Origin of the sequence: Rhodovulum sulfidophilum DSM 1374, from assembly GCF_001633165.1 — a bacterium.
GTDB lineage: Bacteria > Pseudomonadota > Alphaproteobacteria > Rhodobacterales > Rhodobacteraceae > Rhodovulum > Rhodovulum sulfidophilum.
In genome coordinates this window covers 2,418,339-2,439,908 of sequence record NZ_CP015418.1, presented here as the reverse complement: position 1 = coordinate 2,439,908, position 21,570 = coordinate 2,418,339, and the positions used below count along the sequence as shown (strand labels likewise).

Here is a 21,570-nt window from a genome sequence, read left to right as displayed (position 1 = left end):
CATGAGGCCGCGCTGTACTTGCCGAGACACAATAATGTCGGCGCATTCGTCTGGGTCCGCGTGAGGCAAAAGCAAAACCGAATGCCCATTCTTCACTGCGAACCTATTTTTCTGGACGGTTTCGATTTCAACCTCAGCAATCAGAAAACCTGAAGAGAGAGCCGCGACAAGCGGCTCTGCGCTTTGATTGATGTGCTCAAAGAACAAATTTGAGTTTTCGCGAACATACTTGGCGTAACCATGCTCGCTTATGTACTGACCAATGTGACCTGGTCCTGACATGAACTTCTCATCCAAGTCGATGAACTCGCGGCCAAGAAGCTCGGCCAAGTTGCGGCCGGATGACGTTTTTCCAATTCCACCCGGTCCGATGAGAAATATATTCCGATCCATGCGAACAGCTTACTTGCCGCTACTGCGATTGCATCGCCGCGAGCTACGGGCTTGTGCAGTCCGCCGCCGAGGACCGCGAACTGGTGGCGCTGACCGGGCGGCTGTGTGGGGCATAAGGGCGGAGACCGGACGTTCGGCCCCTTCCGAGGCATCGACCGAGCTTCTCCAAAGCGGACCTCCACCGCCCCTCGAGGCCGAGTCGGCCGGATCTCGGAAGTCTGGTCGGAAACCGGAAGTTCGCTGCGAACCGCATGAATGACCGCAAAGCGCAGGAAGCGAACGATTACTGCGCTTTGCGGTCTGTGCAGCTCAGAACCGGGCGGAAAGGCGCAGGGTCAATGCATGTTCTCGGACATTATCCCCGATCTGCCCCTTATAGCCGACGATCAGCTGCGTCATATCGCTCAACGACAGCGAGGCCCCGGCCTCCAGAAGCGCGACATCGCGGATGACCGGTGCCCCTTCGACCGTGAACGCCGCCCCGCCGTCAAAGCTTGCGGTGGACAAGGGCGTCACATCGCCATAAGCATGACGCCAGCCAAGCGCACCGGTGAGTTCGAGCGGCAATGTGCCGATCTCGATCTGGGCCGATCCGCGCGTGCCCAGGGTGGTGAAGAGCGTCGACATGTCCTGCGACTGGCCAGCCAGCGCCGCAGCGCCGCCATCCTCCGTGAAACTGTCCGTGTTGAGCCCGACCCAGGCCAGGCCCGCGAAAGGTTCGATCTCGGCCAGTCCAAGATCGACGCTCCAGCCCGCCTCGCCGAAGACCTGCGCCGTTCCAGCATGGTAATTCGCCGTCTGTGCGCCGGTGAGCGCGCCCACGGCGACGGTCCGGTCGCTGTCGACATCGCTCAGGCTGTAGGAGGCCCCGCCGCGCAGCGACAGCAGACCGGACCCGGCGGCAAAGGAGCGCGAACCATAGGCGCCGATGTGGAAACTGTCGGCCGTGGCGCTGGAGGCGCGCTCGGACACATGAAGCTCGGTGCGGCCATAGCCCGCGAACACCCCAAGATGGGTCGCTTCGTACACTGTCATATCCGCGCCAACCAGGAAGCCGCCGGTGTTTTCGCGCAGGGCTGCGGCATTGTCATTGCCATCCTTGCGATTCCAGGCCCCGAAGCCTTCTACCCAAATCTCCGGTGCATCTGCGGCCCGTACCATATCCGCGCCGGTTGCGGCTCTGGACGTATATCCCTCGCCCTCCGGAGCACCGTTCGCGCCGATCGACCGCAGACGCTGGCCAAGCGTGGTGCGCAACAGATCAGTATTCTCCACGAGGCTGGATTGCAGGCTGGCATGCAGCTCGCCGGAGAGGCTGTCAAAGGCCGCGCCAAGCACCGCCGTATCGTCCGGCAGGAAAGCCGCCGCGTCGAACACCGCATTGCCATGCCCGGCCGCTTCACTGACGGCAGAGACGGCACGCTGGTTGGTCGTGCCCACCTTGTCGGAGAAGCTGATGTCGTTGCGCAAAAGCTTCAGATCGACCGTGTAATTGCCCCGATCATAGACCAACGAAGGATCAAGATAGGCATAGTCGGAGGTGACGCTGTCGAAGGCCCCGGTCAAACCGGTGCCGCCTTCCAGGATCCGATAGGTTGCGGAGGGATCATAGGTTCCGTCGAAGCCGATATGTTGCACGGCGCCGCCGTTGATGACGATGTCCCCGGAGGCAATGGTCTTGTCACTGGAGGTTCCCGTCGGATCGGTCTCGATCTCATAGACAGACCCGGCATCGAAGATCACATCGCCGGTGACATTGAGCGTGCCAATGGAATTGCCCGGGCTGAGAATGCCACCTGACTGCACGGTGATTTCCCCGAACGTACCGGAGCCGCCAAGCCGCGAGCCGCTGGCCACGGTCATCTCACCCGACGAGTTGAAGTTGCCATTGACAATGAGCGTCGACGCACCGGCGAGATCGACACTGCCAAAGGAAAGATCCGTGCCCGTCAGCGTCAGGGTCCCCGATGACACTGTGAGCGCATCCGCCTGCACGCTGCCGGAGAGTGTCCAGGCGTTGCCCGCCATGGTGAGCGAGCCGAAGCCTTTGAGGTCTTCATCCTCGGTGCCCGTGCCCTTGAGCGTCAGCGTATCGCCGCTGTCGGCCTGGACCTGACCAATAAGGTTCGAGCCGGTATCCAGCGTCAGGTCGTAACTGATGCCGCTGGTTTTCTCGAGCGCGTAAGTGCCGGTTCCCTTGATCGTGCCGGAGTTGGTGATGCTCGCATGGCCCGTCGGAGCAAAACTGGAGTTCATGAAATATAGCCCACGGTTCCCCGTGATGGTGCCGGAGTTTGTGATTTCGCCATTCGTCATGCCGGAGAAAGTCGCCCCATCAGTGGCGCCCTGCAGCGTCCCCGTATTGGTCAGGTTGGCATCCATCAGATTGTAAAACAGCGCGCCATAATGGCCTTTGCCGGTGATCGTGCCGTCGTTGGTCAGGGTGCCCTTGGTGCTCGACAGCTCGTCCCCATTACCAATCCACGCGCCGATGTCGGCCGACATGGTCCCGGTCGCAGAGTTGGCAACGGTTCCGGACTTATAGAATGCAGCTGCGGCAGTCCCGTTATACGTGGTGTTGGTCGATGTGAGCGACCCATCGTTTTCCAGATACCCGACACCGGACACGGCGGTAATCACGTTGTATTCAGAGGTCATCTTCGCCCCGGCGCGGTTGTAGATGGTCGTGCCCCCTTCAAGATGGAGAGCCGCCCGGCCATCCCGACCAGAAATATCGCCCGAGTTGTCGATGGTGCTGCTCGTTCCCCCGGTTGCCATCTGTACCGTGCCTTCGATCGTGGCTCCGGCATTGTTGGTCAGCGACAGAGTGTCATTGGCGATCATGATGCTGAACTTGTCGCTCGTAATGCGCCCGGAGTTTTCAACGGTCATTCCTGACCAACCGTTGTAAATCGCCGCGCCACCATTAAGCGACTCGAGGATACCGGTTGATCCGACTTTGACCGTGTCATCCGTATGCGAGGCGATGCCGCTCGCTGTCCCGTCTGCGCGGAGCGTGCCGTCAATCTGGAACTCCCAGGCGTTGCTGGTGCTCGTATTGATAGCGTTTTGGGTGTTGCTGGTCACGGAAAGGGAACCGCCCTGCTCCAGATGCAGGATGCCGCCACCGGAATGGCGGGTGTCCATATCGATCGGCGCGGTTTCTGTGCCGCTGATCACGACGTCATAGGCCGATTGCGCCAGAGCCGCGCCGCCCCATCCGAAGGTGGCGAGCACTCCGGTCAGGGCCGTGCCTGCGATGATTTGTCTGCGCGCCAAACACCGCCCCGCCAGATCACTCAAACCTATCGTCGCGTCAGCCATCAACGTTCTCTCTCTTGTCTTCACTCGTGAAAATGCCTTGCTAGAGGCTCTGGGCAGTCAATTTGACGCACTAGAGACAGATTGTTGCCAATCGGACAAGGGGGGGGGATATCGTTGTCTTCTGACATGCGCAGATTTGACAATTTATGCGGTTCAGGCCGCTATGGGCCGAGGTGTATCGTCGGTGCGAGGCGTAACGGCCTGATCGCAGCGTCCAATCCCTACGCTTAGCCGTCGAACGCAGGCGCACACGATGCACCCGCAGCGAACGGCGGGTAAGGTCCCGCTCTCCGAACCTTTGCGGCTCCAGGGCACGCTGCAACAGCAGTGAACGACCGCTTTCGTGACTCACAGGCAGCAGAGGCCGGGGCGCTCAACGTCGGCTCTCGGCAGATTGTGTTGAAAACTCCGGCCGAGGCCGAGAGGCCGTCTGAGTTTGGAACGTTATTCTCCAAAGCGGAAGAAAAGGTCTGCTTTCCAAGCGAGGTCGCAAAAAGGCGGAACTATGTTCTATAGGTTGGCGCTCTGCGGCCCCGCAACCGAGTTTTTCAACAGTATCGGCAGCAAGCGGACGATCGGCGTTGCTCGCGTGCTACTCTACACCTGCGCCTCGCTTACCGGTATCACCGAGGCCCGCCTCCAGCATTTCTCGGAGGGTGACTTGAACGAGGTCTATGGGCTGTTTGTGGTGGGCCTCGATGTTCGCAAGGCATTCGACCGTTTCCGTAAGGCGGATCCGATGTTCGCCGCCGCCGAGGATGACTGGGCTGCCGCCGTTGCGAATATGACCGGTCAGTCACCGAACTGGGGCCATGCGAGATGGGCATCGCTTCAGATGGCCGAGAAGTTCATGAAGGGCCTGATCACGCTGGTTGGAGATGCCCCCGTCCCAAGGGTTCACGACCTAATGAAGTTGCATGACGCGCTCACCGTCTCCGCGCCCGGCCTGAACCTCAAGCATCTACTTGCTGACATCCAGTGCGGCGCTGGTGTCCGCTACAACGCCCCGAAGACACCATCCACGCGACAGCAGGCCTATGCGCACACATCCCGCCCCTTCAAACGCCGGGGACGCCGCCTGATGCTGTACGCCCTCCCCATCGTCGGTCGCTTATCGCGCCGCTTCTGTTCCGATCACTCATTTTCCGTTCCGGAGGGCGTTGTTGCATAATCGAAGAAATCAGAGGCTGCAGTGGCTTGTAAGAAGGACTTCTTGCTTGCCAAGTAGCGCAATATCTTACCTCGAAAACCGTTCAGCTACGCAAGATCCTTCGATTATGCAACAAAGCCAGAGAGCTCCAACGTTGATCTTTCGTTCGTTTATTTCGATTGTTTCAACAAGACTAATCGGTTTTTATATTCATTCACCACTGCCTAATGACCCCTCAGACGGATTTGCGAGGACCTTCAGGTGGCACATTTCGACACTCTGCGTGGCATGACCCAAGTCGCCTCCCGGCAATGGGTGAATTCGGGACCTGGCAGCGTCCTGCCGGGCCTTCTGCTGGCGACCCTGATAGCGGCGCTGGCGTTCGGGCTGCGCCACATTCCCGGTATTGGCGTGCTCAGCCCTCTCATCCTTGCCATCCTGATCGGCATGGCGTTTCACAACCTGATCGGCACGCCCGCCATTGCCAGACCCGGCACGTCCTTCAGCGTCAAGCGGGTCCTGCGCGCAGGGATCATCCTGTTGGGACTGCAACTGACCGCGCAGCAGGTCATCGCTGTGGGCGGCGTCGGCGTCGCGCTCATCGTTGCCACGCTGCTGGCCACCTTTGCCTTCACCACCTGGCTTGGACGTATGCTTCGGGTGGAGGCGCGCCTGACGCAGCTGATCGCGGCGGGCAGTTCGATCTGCGGCGCCTCGGCCGTGATCGCCACCAATACCGTGACCCGCGCCCGGGACGAGGACGTCGCCTATGCGGTGGCCTGTGTCACGATCTTCGGTTCGCTGTCGATGGTTCTGATGCCGCTGGTCGGCGGCCTGCTGGACATGGGGCCGCATACCTTCGGCCTCTGGACCGGGGCCTCGATCCATGAGATCGCGCAGGTCGTCGCCGCCGCCTATGCCCGCGGGCAGGAGGCCGGAGAGTTCGGCACGATCGCCAAGCTGACCCGCGTGATGATGCTGGCGCCGATGGTGCTGGGCCTCGGCGTTCTCGCATCGCGTAGGCTGCGCCGCGACGGTGGCGAGGCCGATCGTGCCGTTCCGCCCGTGCCGTGGTTCGTATTGGGCTTCGTTGCCATGGTCGGTCTGGCCAGCACCGGATGGGTGCCCGACGCGACGGTCCACGTCACCACCGACATCACGCAATTCCTGCTGGCCACCGCCTTGGCCGCGATGGGGCTGGAGACCGATATGCGAAAGCTGGCGGCGGAAGGATTGCGTCCCGCGCTGCTGGGAGCCGGCGCATGGGTCTTCATCTCGCTTTTCAGTCTCGCCTTGATCCTGTTCCTCGCATGACACTCGACCAACTTCGCATTTTCATCGCCGTCGCCGAGCGTGAGCATGTCACGCAGGCGGCGGCATTTCTCAATCTGACCCAAAGCGCGACCAGCGCCGCGATCGCCGCGCTCGAGGAGCGCCACGCCGTGCAGCTGTTCGATCGGGTCGGGCGGCGCATCGTGCTGACCGACGCCGGAAGGCTGTTTCTGGACGAGGCCCGCGCCGTGCTGGCCCGCGCCGAGCAGGCGACGCGGCTGCTCGGCGATCTCGCCGGGATGAAACGCGGCAGGCTGCGCCTCGCCGCCAGCCAGACGATCGCGAATTACTGGCTGCCGCCGCGCATGCAGAGGTTCCGCCGCGAGCACCCCGGCATCGTGCTGGAACTCGCCGTCGGCAACACCAGCGACGTGGCACAGATGGTCCATGCCGCCACCGTCGATCTGGGCATTGTCGAGGGCGAGATTGACGATACGGCGCTCGCCATCCAAAGCCTGTCCGGAGACCGGCTGGCTTTGGTGGTGGCCCCCGGGCATGACTGGGCGGACCGGCCTCCCTCGGGCCCCGATGATCTGAAAGCCGGCCCATGGGTGATGCGCGAGGCGGGATCGGGCACCCGCGCGGTCTGCGAAACCGCGCTCGCGCGCCGCGGTCTGCACATCGAGGATGTCGAGGTGGCCTTCGAGCTGCCGTCGAACGAGGCCGTGCGCGTCGCGGTCGAATCCGGCGCGGGCGCTGCGATCCTGTCGACCCTGGTGGTCGCGCCGGCGATCGACGCAGGCCGGCTCGTCCCGGTGGCGTTCGACCTTCCCCCACGCCGGTTCCACATGCTGCGCCACAAGGAACGGCACCTGTCATTGGCCGAGCAGAGGTTTCTGGAGCTGGCCTGAGGCGGCGCGGGGCAACTTACGATCCTAGCCACGCAATCCGAAAGACGACCTTGGCATCGATCTTCCCGGCGGCAGAAAAGTCCCGCTCACACCGCTTTCCCTGATGGGATCCGCAGATCAGGTTCCTATCTGCTTTGCGGGCAATTGCGCCCGGGTCATTCGGCGGAGCGTCCTGATCGTTGCGGCTGAAGGGGACACCATCACATCGTCGGTCTTGCTATCTCGCTGTTTCGGTATGTCTCAGGCTGTGTGAGGGCGGTAGGGTTCGTTCCTGCTCAGCACCGCCCACATGATCCGTGCCGTCTTGTTCGCCATGGCGACGGTAGCGAGCCGGGCCGGTTTTCTCTGCAACAGCTTCGTCAGCCAGGGATCGGCACGCTCGGGATGATTGGTGACCTGCCGCACACGCGATGTCATGCCGACAACGATAAGCTGGCGCAGGTACCGATCGCCCATCTTGGTGATCTTCTCCCAAGGGCTGCCGGGCTCGATGAATGCGGTCTTCGCTCCCACGGCATTGATCCGGTCCCGAACGGCCCTGGCGATGACCTCCGGCCCATTATCCGAGCGAACATGACCGGGCACAGCCCTCAGGACGAACAGTTCGGTCAGGACGTCGATCACGGCAGTCGAGTTCAGCTTGCGGTCGATCCGGATGGCCAGGCCCTCCCGGGTGAACGCGTCGATGACATTGAGCATGCGGAACCTCCTCCCATCCTGCGTCCGGCTCTCGACGACGTCATGGGACCAAACGTGGTTCGGCCGCTCCGGCCGCAGGCGGATGCACGATCCGTCATTCAGCCGGAGCCGGCCCTTTTCGGGGTGTTTCCGTGGCACCTTCAGCCCCTCCCGTCGCCAGATCCGCTCCACCCGCTTCACGGTCACGGCCCGGCCTGCATCCCGAAGAAGAGCCGCAATCCGGCGGGAGCCGTAGCGCCCATACTGGCTGGCGAGCGCGATAATGTCCGGGCTCAGCGCGTCTTTGTCGGTGCGGCCCCGCGGCACCTTCCGCCGTGTCGAGCGATGCTGCCCAAGCACACGACAGGCGACGCGCTCCGGGACGGAGAACGTCTGCCGGACGTGATCGATACAGGCTCGGCGGCGGCCGGGTCCTGGTCGTTTACCGAGGCCGCCTCTCGCAGGATCAGATTCTCGAGCGTCAGCTCCGATACAGCCTTCCGCAGCCGCTCGTTCTCCTTCTCGAGGTCCTTCAAACGCTTCACCGGGTAAGTCTTCAGGCCGCACTTGCCATTGTCCTTGGACCGATGGCGGAAAATGGCTCGTTCCTTGCACCACCGGTAACAGGTGAACTGCGTCACCCCGATCAAACCGCCTCCGCTACCGATCGGCCCCGCGATACCAGCACGTCGACCTGCCGAAGCTTCGCGACGATCTCCTCCGGCTTATGCCTCTTCTGTCCCATTCCGTCGTCCTCCATCTGGCTCGAAGGCCTAATTCAGGGAGGACCACTCTTCAGGGGCAGGCCAGGTCATCGGCACAGCGTCGAGTAGTCCGGCACGGGCCAGTCAAAACCGGCCATCTTGATGATGGCTCGCGACCAGACCGACGGCTTGGCGAAGCGGCAGCCCGATCCCACCGCCTCGCGCTTGAACGCGCCAAGGAAATGACGCGGCGTCTTGCTCTCCATGCAACACTCATCTCTTGGCTCGAAAGCCTATCAGGGTTGCCCACTCAAGCGAAGCAAGATCAACTGTCGACGGCCCCCTTCTCGCAGACGCCACCCCCGCAACGGGCGGACAGGTGCGTTTCGACAGCATGACCCGAACCGGCAAAGGAAAAGGCGGCGCCTCCGGAGAGACACCGCCTTTCAATTCCAGCAGGATGGCCGTCGCTCAGACCGCTTCCTGAATGAACTTCACCGCGTCGCCGAAGGTCTGGATGGTCTCGGCGGCATCGTCGGGGATCTCGATCCCGAATTCCTCTTCGAAGGCCATGACCAGCTCGACGGTATCAAGGCTATCCGCGCCCAGATCGTCAATGAACGAGGCGTTCTCGGTCACCTTGTCTTCCTCGACGCCCAGATGCTCGACGACGATTTTTTTCACGCGATCCGCGATGTCGCTCATTTCCATTCCTCACAGTTGCTCAGGCAGCGAGCCCGTCTTCATGCTGTTGGCCAGGAGAGGCCACTTTCCCCGCATCGGCGCGGGATATGCAAAGCGCGGGGTTCCCCCCGGGCAAAAACTGCGCCGCCTATAACACATCGTTTAAACGACGCAAACGCTTTCGCGTCGCAGGCGGCGGCGGGGTCAGACCATCGCCATCCCGCCATTGACATGGACCGTCGCCCCGGTGACATAGCCCGCCTCGGGACTGGCCAGATAGACCACGGCGGCGGCAATCTCTTCGGGGGTGCCCATGCGTCCCATCGGCACGGCGCCGAGGATACCGCCCTTCTGGTCGTCGGTCAGCTTGTCGGTCATCGCGGTGGCGATGAAGCCGGGCGCCACGCAGTTCACCGTGACCCCGCGCGAGGCCAGCTCATGGGCCAGCGACTTCGACAGGCCCACGAGGCCGGCCTTGGCCGCGCAGTAATTCGCCTGGCCCGGATTGCCGGTAGTGCCGACGACCGAGGTAATGTTGACGATCCGGCCCCAGCGCGCCTTCATCATGCCGCGCATCGCGCCGCGGCAAAGCCGCATCGCCGCCGTCAGGTTGACGTCCAGAACCGATTGCCAGTCCTCGTCCTTGAGCCGCATGAACAGCATGTCGCGGGTGATCCCGGCATTGTTCACCAGGATGTCGAGCCCGCCCATGGCCTCGGTCGCGGCCTTCGGCAGCGCCTCGACCGCCTCCGGGTCCGACAGGTTGCAGGGCAGCACATGGGCGCGCTCGCCCAGCTCTGCCGCCAGCTCGGCCAGCGGCGCCTCGCGGGTGCCAGACAGGCCGACGGTCGCGCCCTGCGCATGCAGCCCGCGCGCGATGGCGCCGCCGATGCCGCCCGAGGCGCCGGTCACCAGCGCGGTCTTTCCGCTCAGATCGAACATATGCTCATTCCTCCGTTCATGCCGCCGCATTCATGCCGTCGACGGCCGCGGTCACCTCGTCGGGCGTGCCGACCTGCCGGGTCGCGACCTCGCGCGCGATGCGCTTGACCATGCCCGACAGCGCCTTGCCCGCGCCGATCTCCCAGATCTCGGAGACGCCCTGCCCCGCCATCCAGGCGACCGACTCGCGCCAGCGGACGGCGCCGGTCACCTGATCGACCAACAGCGTCCGGATCGTCGCCGGGTCGGTCTCGCCACAGGCCCGCACATTGGCCACGACCGGCACCAGCGGCACCTCGATCTCGACCTCTTCCAGTGCCGCGGCCATCGCCCGGGCGGCCGGCGCCATCAGCGCGCAATGGAAGGGGGCCGAGACCGGCAGCATCACCGCGCGCCGGGCGCCCCGCGTCTTGGCCAGCTCGACCGCGCGTTCGACAGCCGCCGCATGGCCCGAAATCACCACCTGCGCCGGGTCGTTGTCATTGGCGGCCTGCACCACCTGACCCGCCGCCGCCTCGGCCGCGACCTCGCGCACCGCCGCCAGATCGAGCCCCAGAAGCGCCGCCATCGCGCCCTCGCCGACCGGCACCGCCGCCTGCATCGCCTCGCCGCGCAGCCGCAACAGCCGCGCGGTATCGGCCAGGCTGATCGCGCCCGCGGCGCAGAGCGCGGAATATTCGCCCAGCGAATGGCCGGCCACGAAAGACGCGGCCGTCACCGATACGCCCTCGGCCCCCAGCGCCGCCATCGCCGCCATCGAGGTCGCCATCAGCGCCGGTTGCGCATTGCGGGTCAGCGTCAGCTCGGCCTGGTCGCCCTGCCAGATCAGCTCCGACAGGCTTTCGCCAAGCGCGTCGTCGACCTCTTCGAAAACCGCGCGGGCTTGCGGATAGGCCTCGGCCAGCGCCTTGCCCATGCCGATGGTCTGGGCCCCCTGGCCCGGAAATACGAATGCACGCATCGAGTGCCCCTTGCCCTGTCTCGTCTGGCCGTCGATCTAACGGCTTGGCCCCCACTTCACAAGCGCACCGGATCAAAGCGCCGCCCGCGCGCCGATCGGCCGCGCCGATCACCCCTTCCGGGCAAGGAAGTCGGGCGCCGAGCAGTCCTCGGCCTCGCTGGCCTCGATATTGGCCACGTTGCGCCGGATGCGGTCGGCATGGCGGCGGGCCTCGACCGACTGGTTCGAGCCGCGCGCGATCTTGGCGGCCAGCTCCTGTTCCGAGCGGGTGTAATAGTGGTTCAGCTGCAGGTGATCGGCCGAATAGAAGGCCGGATCGGCGCGGCCCTTGTGGTCGGTCCGCTCGCCCCGGTCGTTCCAGGTCACGGCCTGCCCGTCGACCCAGACGCTGTGGACCTTGAGCGCGGTGACCCGGGTCGCGTCGACCAGGGTCTTGAAATTGGTCACCCCGCGCGCGCCGCTCAGCGGGTCGGCGGCGCGGCGGGTGTAATTGGCGACGATCCCGCCCGCGGGCGGCGCGTCATGGCCGTTGCGGCCGAAATTGTGCCAGGGCAGCGTGACCGAAGGGATATCGCCGAGATGGGCCAGCGCCGCCTCGAGGCTCTCGGCCTGTTTCGGCACCAGGAATTCATCGGCATCGATGCAGGCCATCCAGCGATGGGCGCCGCCGAAATTCCGAAGGGCATGGGCATAGGCCAGCACCTGGTTGTGGATCTCGCGCCCCGAGCGGCCGTCGAAAAGCTTCTGATCCCAGGGCAGCAGCGTCAGCCTGTCGCCGAGCGCCGCCGCCAGTTCGGCCGCGGTGCCGTCGGTCGAGCCATTGTCATAGGCATAGACATGGGCGGCCCCGGCGGCCCGGTGGAACCGCGCCCATTCGCCGATATGGCGCGCCTCGTTCTTCACGATCAGAACGATGGCAAGCCCGCTTCGGCCCGGACGGGGCGCGGGGGGCACGAAGGACAGCTTGGTGATCGGCCGGTTAAAAAGCCCGCGCATGGTCGCTCCGTCTGGCTGGACGGCGCGACACTAGCGCCCGGGCGGCCGGGATGCCAGCCGCCCGCCTTCTCTTCGGCTCAGTCTGCGACCTTGCCCGCCTCGATCGAGATCTGAACCTCGACCTCGTCGCTGACGGCGGGCACGTATTCGCCCATGTCGAACTCGGACCGGCTCAGCGTGGTCGTGGCGTAAAAGCCCAGCCAGTCGCGCTTTTCCATCGGATGCTCGCCATGCTGGGTCAGCCGCGCGTCCAGAACCACCGGTTTGGTGATGCCGTTCAGGGTCAGCTCGCCGGTGATCTTGGCGGTTTCCTCGCCGGTCAGCTCGATATCGGTCGAGGTGAAGGTCACCAGATCGTTCTCGGCCGCGTCGAAGAAGGCGTCGGACATGAAATGCTGGAACCGGTCTTCCCAGCCGGTGAACAGCGCCTCGGTCGGGATCGAGACCGACACCCGCGAGGCCGCCGGATCCTCGGCATCGAAGGAGACCGTGCCTTCCCAGCCCGAGAACAGGTTCCAGGTGGTCGAGAAGCCGAGATGCTCGTAGGAGAAAAGCACCTGGCTATGGCTGGGATCGAGGCTGTAATCGACCGGCTCGGCAAGGGCGGGCAACGCGGTTGCGGCCATGAGGGCGGCGGTGGCAGCGGCTGGGATCAGGTTCATCGGATACTCCGTTATATCTTGGTCTGCGATGGGTCGGACAACGCAAGAGGTCGGCCGCGCCGGACCTGTGCGCAATTGCGAAGGGGATCACAGGTCCTGTTCGGCACCGAACAGAGCCTCGGCGGAGACCCGCCCGCCCCGTCCCGGTGCGCGCGCCTTGCATCGCATCGCAATCCCTGTATAAGGCGCTGATCCTTCCGACCGAATGGTATCCGGTGCGGCCTCTCGTGGGCGGGCGGAAGGTGTCGCAAGACCTCGCCCTTTGAAGCGCACCCGCAACAGAACTGGAGTATGCATGCCGCTTTACGAGCATGTCTTCATCGCGCGCCAGGACCTGTCCAACGCGCAGGCCGAGGGCCTTGTCGAACACTTCTCCACCGTCCTCGCGGATAATGGCGGCAAGGTCGTCGACAGCGAGTACTGGGGCGTCAAGACGATGTCCTACAAGATCAACAAGAACCGCAAGGGCCATTACGCCTACCTGCGCACCGACGCGCCCGCGCCGGCCGTTCAGGAAATGGAACGCCTGATGCGGCTGCACGAGGACGTGATGCGCGTTCTGACCATCAAGGTCGATGCGCATGAAGAAGGCCCTTCGGTGCAGATGCAAAAGCGCGAAGAACGCGACCACCGTCGCGATCGCCGTTGACCCATCGCCTGAGCAAAGGAGCCTAACACATGGCCGCAAAACCGTTTTTCCGCCGCCGCAAGGTCTGCCCCTTCTCCGGCGACAATTCGCCGAAGATCGACTACAAGGACACCCGTCTGCTGCAGCGCTATATCTCCGAGCGCGGCAAGATCGTGCCCTCGCGGATCACCGCCGTCTCGTCCAAGAAGCAGCGTGAACTGGCCCGTGCGATCAAGCGCGCCCGCTTCCTCGCCCTGCTGCCCTACGCCGTGAAGTAAGGAGCGACCCCATGCAAGTGATCCTTCTGGAACGCGTGGCCAAGCTCGGCCAGATGGGCGAAGTCGTCAATGTCAAGGACGGCTACGCCCGCAACTTCCTGTTGCCGCAGAGCAAGGCGCTGCGCGCCAACGAGGCCAACATCGCCCGCTTCGAGGCCGACAAGGCCCAGCTCGAGGCGCGCAACCTCGAAACCAAGAAAGAAGCCGAAGCGCTCGCCGAGAAACTCGACGGCCAGCAATTCGTCGTGATTCGTTCCGCCTCGGATGGCGGCGCGCTCTATGGCTCGGTCTCGCCCCGCGACATCGGCGATGCCGCGACCGAAGCCGGCTTCTCGGTCGACCGCAAGCAGGTCGTCCTCGCCGGTCCGATCAAGGAGCTGGGCCTGCACACCGTGCATGTGCTGCTGCACCCCGAGGTCGACGTGACCGTGTCGGTCAATGTTGCCCGCTCGACCGAAGAGGCCGAACTTCAGGCCTCGGGCAAGTCGATCCAGGATCTCGCCGCCGAGGAAGAAGCCGCGGCCGAATTCGAGATCCAGGAACTGTTCGACGATATCGGATCGGCAGCCTCCGACGACGAGGACGACGAGCAGGCCTGATCGCCCGTTCGACGCCATTCGGCACAGATATCGCGCCGTCCCCATCCCCGGGGGCGGCGCTTTCCGTTTCGGGGGCTGTCCGGCCCTGATGGCACCCCTGACGCATCGGCGGACAGGTCGATCTCCTTTTCCGAAGCCTCCTCCCTCCGAAAGCGCCACCAGGAACATTCGAAACCGGGGCCGCGTGATCCTCCTTTGGTCGACCGCGACGAACCCGGCCAACAGAGCAACGATACCCTGCCCTCCCGGGGCCTGACCATCATCGGCTTATCCCGCCACCTGCGGGCCGTTCCACGGCCTGTTTCCGATACCCCTCCTGTCCAGCCTGCCCGATCCCGACACCACCGGCGCGAATGGCACCTTCAGAGGATTATGTTGGAAAACTGCTGTTGCGACGGGGTGATCGCCCGAGGACGAAACGTTGTTCTGCACACGGCATGAAAGGGCCTGTTAGAAAGGCGGGATCGCGCTGAAACAGAACCGCCCACAAAGACACGTCGCAGACTATCAAGCGCGTTTTCAACAGGATCAGAGCAGTCCGGTTGCCCTCAAAGAGGTCGATGCGGTCGCTTTTCTGAATCGACAGGCCGAAGAGAGCCCAACACGGGGCGCTACAGCAATAGTGGCCTTCGACGCCTTCCAGCAGGCCATGCCCCCTCACGCAAAAGGCCGCCCCTCGGGGCGGCCTTTCATCAGGGGACCTCTATCCGGCAGCGGCGCCGGACGGTGGTCGCCTTATTCTTCCTCGAGCTTCTCGACCGCCGCCTGCAGCTCGTCCTTGCTGACCGGCTTCTCGGTCACCTCGGCCAGCTCGAAGACGTAATCGACGACCTTGTCCTCGAACAGCGGCGCGCGGATCTGCTGCTGCAGCGCCTGGTTCTGGCGGACATATTCGAAGAACTGACGTTCCTGACCGGGGAACTGGCGCGCCTGGGCCATCACCGCCTGGGTCATCTCGTTATCCGAGACCGTCACCTCGGCCTTGCGGCCGATCTCGGCCAGCAGCAGGCCCAGCCGCACGCGGCGTTCGGCCAGTTTCAGATGCTCTTCGCTCGGCTCGATCTCGCCATGGTCATGGCCGTGATCGTCGGGATGCTCTTCATGGTACAGCTGGTGGGCGATCTGCCCGGCCTCGGCGTCGAGCAGGCTCGGGGGCACCTCGAAACTCACCGCGGTATCGAGCTCGTCCAGAAGGGCGCGCTTCATCACCGCGCGGGCAGCACCGCCGAATTCGGTCTTCAGACGCTCGGCGACCTGGGTTTTCAGCCCGTCGAGATCCTCGGCACCGAACTGCTTGGCCAGCTCGTCGTCGATTTCGGCGGGTTTGGGCGCCTTCACGGCCTTCACCTTGACGTCGAAAGTGGCTTCCTGGCCCTTGAGGTTCTCGGCGCCGTAATTCTCGGGGAAGGTGACGGTGACGGTGATGTCATCCTCGGCCTTGGCACCGACCAGCTGCGCCTCGAAACCGGGAATGAAGCTCTCCGAGCCCAGCACAAGCGGGTAATCCTCGGCCGAGCCGCCCTCGAAGGGTTCGTCGCCCAGCTTGCCGACGAAATCGATGATGACCTGATCGCCGTCCTTGGCCTTCGAGCCCTTGCGGCGGTCGGCATAGGTCTGGGCGGTGCCGGCCAGTTTCTCCAGCGCCTCGGTGATCTCGGCCTCGGCCGGTTCCACCACCAGCTTCTCGAGCTTGATCGCCTTGAGATCGGTCTCGGGGATCTCGGGCAGCGCCTCGTAGCTCATCTCGACGATGACGTCCTCGCCGGGCTTCCAGTCCTCGTTGGTCATCTTGACCTCGGGCTGCATCGCCGGGCGGTCGCCGGTTTCCTCGAAATGGCTGCTCATGGCGCCGTCGATGGTTTCCTGCATTGCCTCGCCCATCAGGCGCTCGCCGAACTGCTTTTTCAGCAGCGGCATCGGCACCTTGCCCTTGCGGAAGCCCTTCATCTCGATCTGGGGCTGGGCCTCGGCGAGCTTCTCGTTGACCTTCGCCTCCAGTTCGGCGGCGGTCACGGTGATCGTGTAGCCCCGCTTCAGGCCGTCTTTCAGGGTCTCGGTGACCTGCATCTGCGTATCGTCCTTCTCATCCATTTCAGCTGGAACCGGCGGGGCATGCCCCTCGGGCCTTGCGGCGCCAGCCCCCAAAATTCGACGCCGGTCGTTCGGAAACAACCACTTGCTTGCTCCGCGTCCACGAGCCTCGGCACGGCAGGCTTCGCCCCCCGGAAACGCTTCCGGCGCCTTCTACGCGAGCATCTCCCGTGGGGCAAGGGGCTCGACGGCGCGAAGCGGCCTTGCGCAGGCGTGCGCGCAAGGCCGGTCCGGCCGGTCTCAGAGCCCGTAGAGATCGGGAAAGCTGACCTTGCCGGTCCAGGAGGGATACAGAAAGCTGCCCTCGTCGGTCGTGATCGGGACGCAGCGCGACAGAAGCCAGTTCCGCGCCGCCGGGCCATCGGCGCAATCGTCGATCTCGCCCAGCGACCGGCCGAGCGAGACGAAGCCCGCAACGATGGCCGAGGCCGCCGAACTGCCGCCGAAACGGCAGAAATAGGATCCGAACTCGCGCAGGCCCTCGGCCGGTTCGTCGCTGGCATAGGGGCTGTAGGAATAGCCATGGCGCCCCGGCACGTCGGTCGTGACGATCTCGAAATGCGAGAACTTGCGGTTGTCGTTACGGGGCGGGCACAGCCGGTCGGCAAAGCGGGCCTGCTGCTCGTCGAGCCGGACCGAGACCCGGTCGAAGGTCTCGACATCGTTGCCGGGCGCCAGCACGGTCGCGCCCGCGGCCTGCGAATAGCCCGCGACCATGCCCTTGGCATTGGCCGCGCCGACCGCGATCACGCCATTATGCTCGCTGGCCAGATTGGCCGGATAGATGCCGCCGCTTTCCTGCGAATTGCCCGCCGCACAGACCACCGGCCGGCGCATCGAGACCGCCACGATCAGCCGCGCCAGCTCGTCCCACAGCGCGCGCTCGCGCGGCGGGATCTCGACCTGGGTCGCAAGCGTGCCCAGATCCTCGCCCTCGAGATCGACACCGCCCAGCTCGGGCACGAGCCGCCCCGGATCGGGGATCGAGCGCGGCAGCAACACCACATCGGCCCCGATGATCTCGGCATAAAGGAAGGCCAGGATCAGCATCTCGGGATCGGTGTCGAAACTGGTCGAGATCGGCACCAACTCGCAGAACGGATCGACGCCGGCATAGGGCAGCGGCACCGACAGCGCCTGCGCGCCCGCGCCGCGATACTCGGCCGCGATCTCGACCAGCGCCGGACGCGCCCCCACGAGCCCCGCGATGGCGGTGCCATGGTTCGAGAAATCGGGCGAGGTGGCGGGCGCGACGCCGTTCACATGGGCCACCGCCCCGGGCGACAGCCGGTCGACCAGTTCGCCAAGCAGCGCCCGCGTCTCGGGCAGATCGTCGGCCACGGAGGTTGCGAGATTGGGCGGATCGAGCCGCAGCCGGTGATCGCCCGGATGGCAGGGAAAGGCGCCCAGCCGATTCGAGAAGAAATCGATCGCAAGATCCCGGTCGATGGCCGTGGCAAGGCAGGGATGATCGACCGCGACCGAGGTATCGATCACGGCAACGCGGCTTTTGCGGCCCTTGCAGGGCCTCGGCCCGTCGCGCAGAAGCCCCAGCACGCCGATGCTTTCCAGATGCCAGAGCGCGGCATAGTCGTCATAGATCTCGCGGCCCTGCGGCCGGCCGGTCTCGTCTCCGAACATGTCAGATCCACTCCTTCTGGGCGGCAAGCATCTGGTCCCGGCAGACGATTTCCAGGACCGGCAGGATCATGCGGGCAAGGTCATGCCCCGCCCGGGTGTCGCTGGGATAGTGCAGCCCCGCCCATTCGCGGTTCTCGGCCACCCGGCGCGCGGCGACGAAGACCTCGGAACTGGCCGGGTGCTCGGGCACGATCCGCGACAGCACGAAGGCGACCGAGAAGGACTGGAAGGAATGGTTCGAGGGATAGGAGGCATGGGCCGGGATCGGCAGGAACGGCCGCAGCCGGGGCTCGACCGTATTGGGGCGCAGGACGTCGAAGCGCTCCTTGTAGCGCAGCCCGATCTCGTCGCACAGAAGCAGCACCAGCAGCACCAGCCCGATGGTGGCCGAATAGCCCGAGCGGCCCTCGATGCCATAGGGACGCAGATAGGCCGACAGCTCCAGCCGGCTTTCGCGCAGGATCTCCTCGCGCCGCATGGCCTGATCGACACGGGCAAGGCGAACCTGCTTTTTCAACAGCTCGATCGCCTCGGCGCGCAGCTGGTCGAGTGCGGGCGGCAGCGCCACCGGCAGATCAATCCATTGCGCCTCCATCCCGTAAAGCGCCGCCCGTTCGCGCCAGGGCTCGAGCGTCAGCCGCGCGCCGTCGGTATCGGCGCCGCTTTCGCGGTTCTCGCGGGTGGTGCGGTTGCGGTTCCTGTTCCGATTACGATTGCGGTTCCGGTTGCGATTTCGGTTCAGGCTCGAGCGGTTCATCGCCAGCAATGTCGAAAGCGCCCCGCCGGAGGCGGCCTCGGCGCCGTCGAAACCGGGAAAGCCGGCATCGCCGAGGCTGCCGCCCGTGCCTTTCAGGACAAGACCCGCCGTCGTCACGACGAATTCGGCCTTCTTCAATATATCCAGAGACTTGGTCACGTTCTCCCCCCTCAGAAACCGGCCCGTTCGATCCCCTCCAGCACATGCGCGCTGGCCTCGCGGCATGGCAGTCTGAACCGCATTTCGCGTGTTTCACGGTCGCCGAAGCCCGGATCGAGCCGGAGCAGCTCGGCGCCCAGCGCCTGGGCGGCGGCGCGCTCTCCCAGATGGCCCAAGGCGGCCAGCGTGTAGCGCATCGCCGCGTTGAAGCGGGGCTGCTTGAGCAGCGCGCGGCGGCCGAGCGCCACGGCGCGGGCATGATCGCCCGACAGCGTCGCCACCATGCAGGCGGTGGTCTCGTAGGTATAGCTGATCGGGCTGTATTTCCCCAGATTGACGGCCCGGTCCGAGGCGGCGCGCGCCCGGTCGAGATCGCCGCAGTAAAGCTCGTGCAGCGCCAGATGGTCCCAGACGAAGGCCTGCATCGGGTTCAGCCGCACGGCGCGGCCGAAGATGTCGGCGGCGATGTCGTGGCGGTCCAGCACGAAGCCCATCACATGGCCGATGCAGGCCAGGGCGATCGAGTTGAACGGGTTGGCCTGCAACAGATCCATCGCCAGCGCCTCGGTCCGCTCGCGCCTAGCCCTGTCCCAGCCGCCGATATTCTCGCCCAGCGCGAAAGAGCTGGCATAGGCACCAAGGCTCGGGAAAAGACTGTTCTCGGTGCGCTCGTTCAGCCTGTCGAGCGCATCTGTCGTGGCCTGCATCCGCCCGGGGTCGAGATCGAACATGCCCGCCAGAACGCCATAGCCGATCAGCGCGCTGTAATCGTTGCGGATCCCGCTCGGGCCGTCGCGGGTGCCGCCGATGATCTTGGCCAGATGGTCGACATTCTGCGCCACGAACTGGTTGGTCAGCGCGAATTCGTCCTCGTAGAAATCCTTCTGCCGGGTCTGCATCGACTGGCTGAGCACCAGCGTGTTGGTGCCGTTCTCATAGACCAGAAAGCTGACAGAGGCGGTATCGCCGACCACCAGCGTCCGGGTGCGGATCAGGAAATCGGGCTCGCCCGGGCGCGGCTCGGCCTCTCCCGCCTCCCGCAGATCGACGATCTGCACCGGGTGATAGTCCAGAAGCGCGCGGGCCACGGCTTCGATGATGTAATCGCCGATGAAGGCGCCGCTTCTGAGCCCGCCATGCACGATGCCGGGCAGCAGCCCGATCTCGATCACCCGCGGCATCCGGCGCGGCGCGGGCGCCTCGGGCGGCGCCGGCGCGTCTGCAGCCTTCGGGGGAGCCGCCGTCAGGGTCTCGCGCAGCCGCTCCCAGGCCGACCGCTCCATGGTCAGCCAATCCTCGAATTCCTCGTCGGAAATGTCGAACCCTTCCAGCAGGTCGGCATCGGGATCGACCCCGGCCGGCAGCGCTCCGCCGCCCTCGCGGATCGCCCGCAGATCGACCCAGAGCCGGTCGAGATCGAGGCCCAGAGCGTTGCGCTCGGTGGTCAGGATCCCGGCATCGATGCCCTTGAGCGCGCCCTTGAGCTCATAGACCGACTGCCGCAGGCTGCCCGAAGCCCGGCCCTCGTCGCTTTCGCTCCAGAGCTTGTCGCGCAGCCAGATCCGGGTGCGCGTGCCGCGCGGCGACAGCGCCAGAAGCGCCAGCAACGCCTGCGCCTTGCGGCTTTTCGGCGTGAAATCGCGCCCCTCGGCATCGGTCAGGCAAAGCGCGCCCAGCAAATGAAGCCGCGCCGGCCGCTCGCCGCTTTCGGTCTTCGTCATGTCCGCCCCCCCAGACGCTATCGACATGATGTGCGGGCCCTGCCCCCGGGGCCCGCTCTCCGACTCGAATTAATACCGATTTAACGCTAACCCGGCCCCGTCAGGCTACCGTTAATTTCACCGCCGGCCCGACAGGGGTCCAGGCCGCGACGGGCGGACCTGCGGCAAAGCGTACCCGGCGCGCGCTTCTCAGCCCCGCACCGACCCGTTATAGCCGTCCGAGGACCAAGGAGACCGCCAGCCATGCCCGAGCTTTCCCCCGAACGCGGCGAGCCCGTGATCCGCACCATCGCCATGCCCGCCGACACCAACCCGGCGGGCGACATCTTCGGCGGCTGGCTGATGTCGCAGATGGACCTTGCCGCGGGCAGCGTCGCCGCGCGCGTCTCGCGCGGGCGGGCGGCCACCATCGCGGTCGAGGGGATGCAGTTTCTCAAACCGGTGAAGGTCGGCGACGAGGTCACGCTTTACGCCCATCTGGTCAAGCGCGGGCGCAGCTCGATGACCATCGAGGTCCGCGCCTGGCACCGACCCCGCTGTCAGGAATGGAGCGAGCAGGTGACCCGGGCCACCTTCACCTTCGTCGCGATCGACGGGAACGGCCGCTCGCGCCCCCTGCCCGATCCGGTCCAGGCCGGCTGAGCGTGAGGCAGCGGGCCTGGTTCAGAACGCCTTGAAGGTCAGCGTCGTCAGCGAGCGGTCGATGCCCGGAATGTCGAGCAGGTTGTCATTGATGAACTTGCCGACATCCTGATCCTCCGGGATGTAAAGCTTCATCAACAGGTCGAAATCGCCGCTGGTCGAATAAAGCTCGGAATGAAGCTCGCGCAGCACGATTTCCTCGGCCACCTCATAGGTCTTGCCCGGGCGGCAGCGCAGTTGCACAAAGACGCAGGCGGTCATGGGCGGCTCCTTCTCGGCTGATCACGGGCAAACCTATCAGAGCATCCGCCGCCTTCAAGCCGCAATCGGCCCTCCGCGCCCCGAGGCCGGGCCTGCCGGGCTCTTGGCCCCGCGCC

18 protein-coding genes and 4 pseudogenes are annotated in these 21,570 nt (G+C 64.9%); 7 read left to right on the top strand and 15 right to left on the bottom strand.

Translation table 11 applies throughout. The features are described from left to right. Window positions 1–48: 48 nt before the first annotated feature. Together A6W98_RS22365 and A6W98_RS20370 are read right to left on the bottom strand one after the other, a co-directional pair. Window positions 49–393: pseudogene (locus A6W98_RS22365) on the bottom strand (shikimate kinase); the annotation flags it as partial. A gap of 309 nt (window positions 394–702) precedes the next feature. Beyond that, window positions 703–3,717 (bottom strand): autotransporter outer membrane beta-barrel domain-containing protein, encoded by a 3,015-nt coding sequence (locus A6W98_RS20370; protein WP_081251908.1) that lies wholly within the window; start codon window positions 3,715–3,717, stop codon window positions 703–705. A 505-nt stretch (window positions 3,718–4,222) separates the two neighbouring features. On the opposite strand from A6W98_RS20370, the gene A6W98_RS21970 reads away from it, so the two are divergent. The 3 genes from A6W98_RS21970 (at window position 4,223) to A6W98_RS11510 (ending at window position 7,050) form a co-directional block, all read left to right on the top strand. Beyond that, window positions 4,223–4,888, top strand: coding sequence for a hypothetical protein (locus tag A6W98_RS21970; protein ID WP_231098267.1), 666 nt, complete (start codon window positions 4,223–4,225; stop codon window positions 4,886–4,888). 240 nt (window positions 4,889–5,128) lie between these two features. After that, window positions 5,129–6,181, top strand: a complete 1,053-nt coding sequence (locus tag A6W98_RS11515; RefSeq protein ID WP_345769720.1) for a YeiH family protein — start codon at window positions 5,129–5,131, stop codon at window positions 6,179–6,181. Then, window positions 6,178–7,050 carry a LysR family transcriptional regulator gene (locus tag A6W98_RS11510; RefSeq protein ID WP_042461629.1) on the top strand — a complete coding sequence of 291 codons (873 nt, stop codon included), beginning with the start codon at window positions 6,178–6,180 and terminating at the stop codon, window positions 7,048–7,050. Before A6W98_RS11515 ends, A6W98_RS11510 begins: the two co-directional genes overlap by 4 nt. Window positions 7,051–7,290: 240 nt before the next feature. On the opposite strand, the pseudogene A6W98_RS22360 reads toward A6W98_RS11510, so the two are convergent. From A6W98_RS22360 to A6W98_RS11475, 8 genes and pseudogenes are all read right to left on the bottom strand, one after another. Beyond that, a pseudogene (locus A6W98_RS22360) lies at window positions 7,291–7,518 on the bottom strand (IS110 family transposase); the annotation flags it as partial. Continuing rightward, window positions 7,519–8,473: pseudogene (locus tag A6W98_RS11505) on the bottom strand (IS3 family transposase); the annotation flags it as partial. Between the two features lie 69 nt (window positions 8,474–8,542). Then, window positions 8,543–8,636 (bottom strand): annotated as a pseudogene (locus A6W98_RS21095) (transposase); the annotation flags it as partial. Window positions 8,637–8,903: 267 nt separating this feature from the next. Continuing rightward, window positions 8,904–9,137, bottom strand: coding sequence for an acyl carrier protein (locus tag A6W98_RS11495; RefSeq protein WP_042461627.1), 234 nt, complete (start codon window positions 9,135–9,137; stop codon window positions 8,904–8,906). Between the two features lie 183 nt (window positions 9,138–9,320). Beyond that, window positions 9,321–10,058 carry a 3-oxoacyl-[acyl-carrier-protein] reductase gene (fabG, locus tag A6W98_RS11490; protein WP_042461625.1) on the bottom strand — a complete coding sequence of 246 codons (738 nt, stop codon included), beginning with the start codon at window positions 10,056–10,058 and terminating at the stop codon, window positions 9,321–9,323. Window positions 10,059–10,074: 16 nt separating this feature from the next. Then, window positions 10,075–11,019 (bottom strand): ACP S-malonyltransferase, encoded by a 945-nt coding sequence (gene fabD, locus A6W98_RS11485; protein WP_042461623.1) that lies wholly within the window; start codon window positions 11,017–11,019, stop codon window positions 10,075–10,077. 108 nt (window positions 11,020–11,127) lie between these two features. Next, entirely contained in the window at window positions 11,128–12,015 is an 888-nt protein-coding gene (locus A6W98_RS11480; protein ID WP_042461621.1) for a glycosyltransferase family 92 protein, read from the bottom strand. Window positions 12,016–12,092: 77 nt separating this feature from the next. Further along, a complete protein-coding gene (locus tag A6W98_RS11475; RefSeq protein ID WP_042461619.1) occupies window positions 12,093–12,677 on the bottom strand; it encodes a YceI family protein in 585 nt (194 codons plus the stop codon). A gap of 295 nt (window positions 12,678–12,972) precedes the next feature. On the opposite strand from A6W98_RS11475, the gene rpsF reads away from it, so the two are divergent. Genes rpsF through rplI form a run of 3 tightly spaced genes read left to right on the top strand, consistent with a single transcriptional unit; the run spans window position 12,973 to window position 14,182 of the window. After that, window positions 12,973–13,326, top strand: a complete 354-nt coding sequence (rpsF, locus tag A6W98_RS11470) for a 30S ribosomal protein S6 (protein ID WP_042461617.1) — start codon at window positions 12,973–12,975, stop codon at window positions 13,324–13,326. A 29-nt stretch (window positions 13,327–13,355) separates the two neighbouring features. After that, window positions 13,356–13,583 (top strand): 30S ribosomal protein S18, encoded by a 228-nt coding sequence (gene rpsR / locus A6W98_RS11465; protein ID WP_042461615.1) that lies wholly within the window; start codon window positions 13,356–13,358, stop codon window positions 13,581–13,583. Between the two features lie 11 nt (window positions 13,584–13,594). Continuing rightward, a complete protein-coding gene (rplI, locus tag A6W98_RS11460; protein WP_042461613.1) occupies window positions 13,595–14,182 on the top strand; it encodes a 50S ribosomal protein L9 in 588 nt (195 codons plus the stop codon). Between the two features lie 735 nt (window positions 14,183–14,917). On the opposite strand, the gene tig is transcribed toward rplI, so the two are convergent. From tig to A6W98_RS11440, 4 genes are all read right to left on the bottom strand, one after another. Beyond that, entirely contained in the window at window positions 14,918–16,249 is a 1,332-nt protein-coding gene (gene tig, locus A6W98_RS11455; protein WP_042464981.1) for a trigger factor, read from the bottom strand. Window positions 16,250–16,513: 264 nt separating this feature from the next. Further along, on the bottom strand, window positions 16,514–17,914 hold the full coding sequence (locus A6W98_RS11450) for a S8/S53 family peptidase (RefSeq protein ID WP_042461611.1): 1,401 nt from the start codon (window positions 17,912–17,914) through the stop codon (window positions 16,514–16,516). Between the two features lies 1 nt (window position 17,915). Next, on the bottom strand, window positions 17,916–18,830 hold the full coding sequence (locus tag A6W98_RS11445) for a phosphatase PAP2 family protein (protein WP_231098266.1): 915 nt from the start codon (window positions 18,828–18,830) through the stop codon (window positions 17,916–17,918). An 11-nt stretch (window positions 18,831–18,841) separates the two neighbouring features. Then, window positions 18,842–20,551, bottom strand: coding sequence for an AfsR/SARP family transcriptional regulator (locus A6W98_RS11440; protein WP_052678012.1), 1,710 nt, complete (start codon window positions 20,549–20,551; stop codon window positions 18,842–18,844). A gap of 243 nt (window positions 20,552–20,794) precedes the next feature. On the opposite strand from A6W98_RS11440, the gene A6W98_RS11435 reads away from it, so the two are divergent. After that, complete coding sequence (locus A6W98_RS11435) at window positions 20,795–21,193, top strand: acyl-CoA thioesterase (protein ID WP_042461609.1); 399 nt, start codon at window positions 20,795–20,797, stop codon at window positions 21,191–21,193. A gap of 21 nt (window positions 21,194–21,214) precedes the next feature. Here A6W98_RS11435 and A6W98_RS11430 read toward each other — a convergent pair whose 3' ends face one another. Beyond that, window positions 21,215–21,454 (bottom strand): Lrp/AsnC ligand binding domain-containing protein, encoded by a 240-nt coding sequence (locus A6W98_RS11430; RefSeq protein WP_042461607.1) that lies wholly within the window; start codon window positions 21,452–21,454, stop codon window positions 21,215–21,217. Window positions 21,455–21,570: the final 116 nt, after the last annotated feature.

Bases quoted from the DNA above. Each gene is read 5' to 3' on its own strand.
- rpsR (WP_042461615.1), top strand. From the start codon at position 13,356: ATGGCCGCAAAACCGTTTTTCCGCCGCCGCAAGGTCTGCCCCTTCTCC.
- A6W98_RS11450 (WP_042461611.1), bottom strand. From the start codon at position 17,914: ATGTTCGGAGACGAGACCGGCCGGCCGCAGGGCCGCGAGATCTATGAC.
- tig (WP_042464981.1), bottom strand. From the start codon at position 16,249: ATGCAGGTCACCGAGACCCTGAAAGACGGCCTGAAGCGGGGCTACACG.
- rplI (WP_042461613.1), top strand. From the start codon at position 13,595: ATGCAAGTGATCCTTCTGGAACGCGTGGCCAAGCTCGGCCAGATGGGC.
- A6W98_RS11495 (WP_042461627.1), bottom strand. From the start codon at position 9,137: ATGAGCGACATCGCGGATCGCGTGAAAAAAATCGTCGTCGAGCATCTG.
- A6W98_RS20370 (WP_081251908.1), bottom strand. From the start codon at position 3,717: ATGGCTGACGCGACGATAGGTTTGAGTGATCTGGCGGGGCGGTGTTTG.
- A6W98_RS11430 (WP_042461607.1), bottom strand. From the start codon at position 21,454: ATGACCGCCTGCGTCTTTGTGCAACTGCGCTGCCGCCCGGGCAAGACC.
- A6W98_RS11480 (WP_042461621.1), bottom strand. From the start codon at position 12,015: ATGCGCGGGCTTTTTAACCGGCCGATCACCAAGCTGTCCTTCGTGCCC.
- fabG (WP_042461625.1), bottom strand. From the start codon at position 10,058: ATGTTCGATCTGAGCGGAAAGACCGCGCTGGTGACCGGCGCCTCGGGC.
- A6W98_RS11440 (WP_052678012.1), bottom strand. From the start codon at position 20,551: ATGACGAAGACCGAAAGCGGCGAGCGGCCGGCGCGGCTTCATTTGCTG.
- A6W98_RS11510 (WP_042461629.1), top strand. From the start codon at position 6,178: ATGACACTCGACCAACTTCGCATTTTCATCGCCGTCGCCGAGCGTGAG.
- A6W98_RS11475 (WP_042461619.1), bottom strand. From the start codon at position 12,677: ATGAACCTGATCCCAGCCGCTGCCACCGCCGCCCTCATGGCCGCAACC.
- A6W98_RS21970 (WP_231098267.1), top strand. From the start codon at position 4,223: ATGTTCTATAGGTTGGCGCTCTGCGGCCCCGCAACCGAGTTTTTCAAC.
- A6W98_RS11435 (WP_042461609.1), top strand. From the start codon at position 20,795: ATGCCCGAGCTTTCCCCCGAACGCGGCGAGCCCGTGATCCGCACCATC.
- rpsF (WP_042461617.1), top strand. From the start codon at position 12,973: ATGCCGCTTTACGAGCATGTCTTCATCGCGCGCCAGGACCTGTCCAAC.
- fabD (WP_042461623.1), bottom strand. From the start codon at position 11,019: ATGCGTGCATTCGTATTTCCGGGCCAGGGGGCCCAGACCATCGGCATG.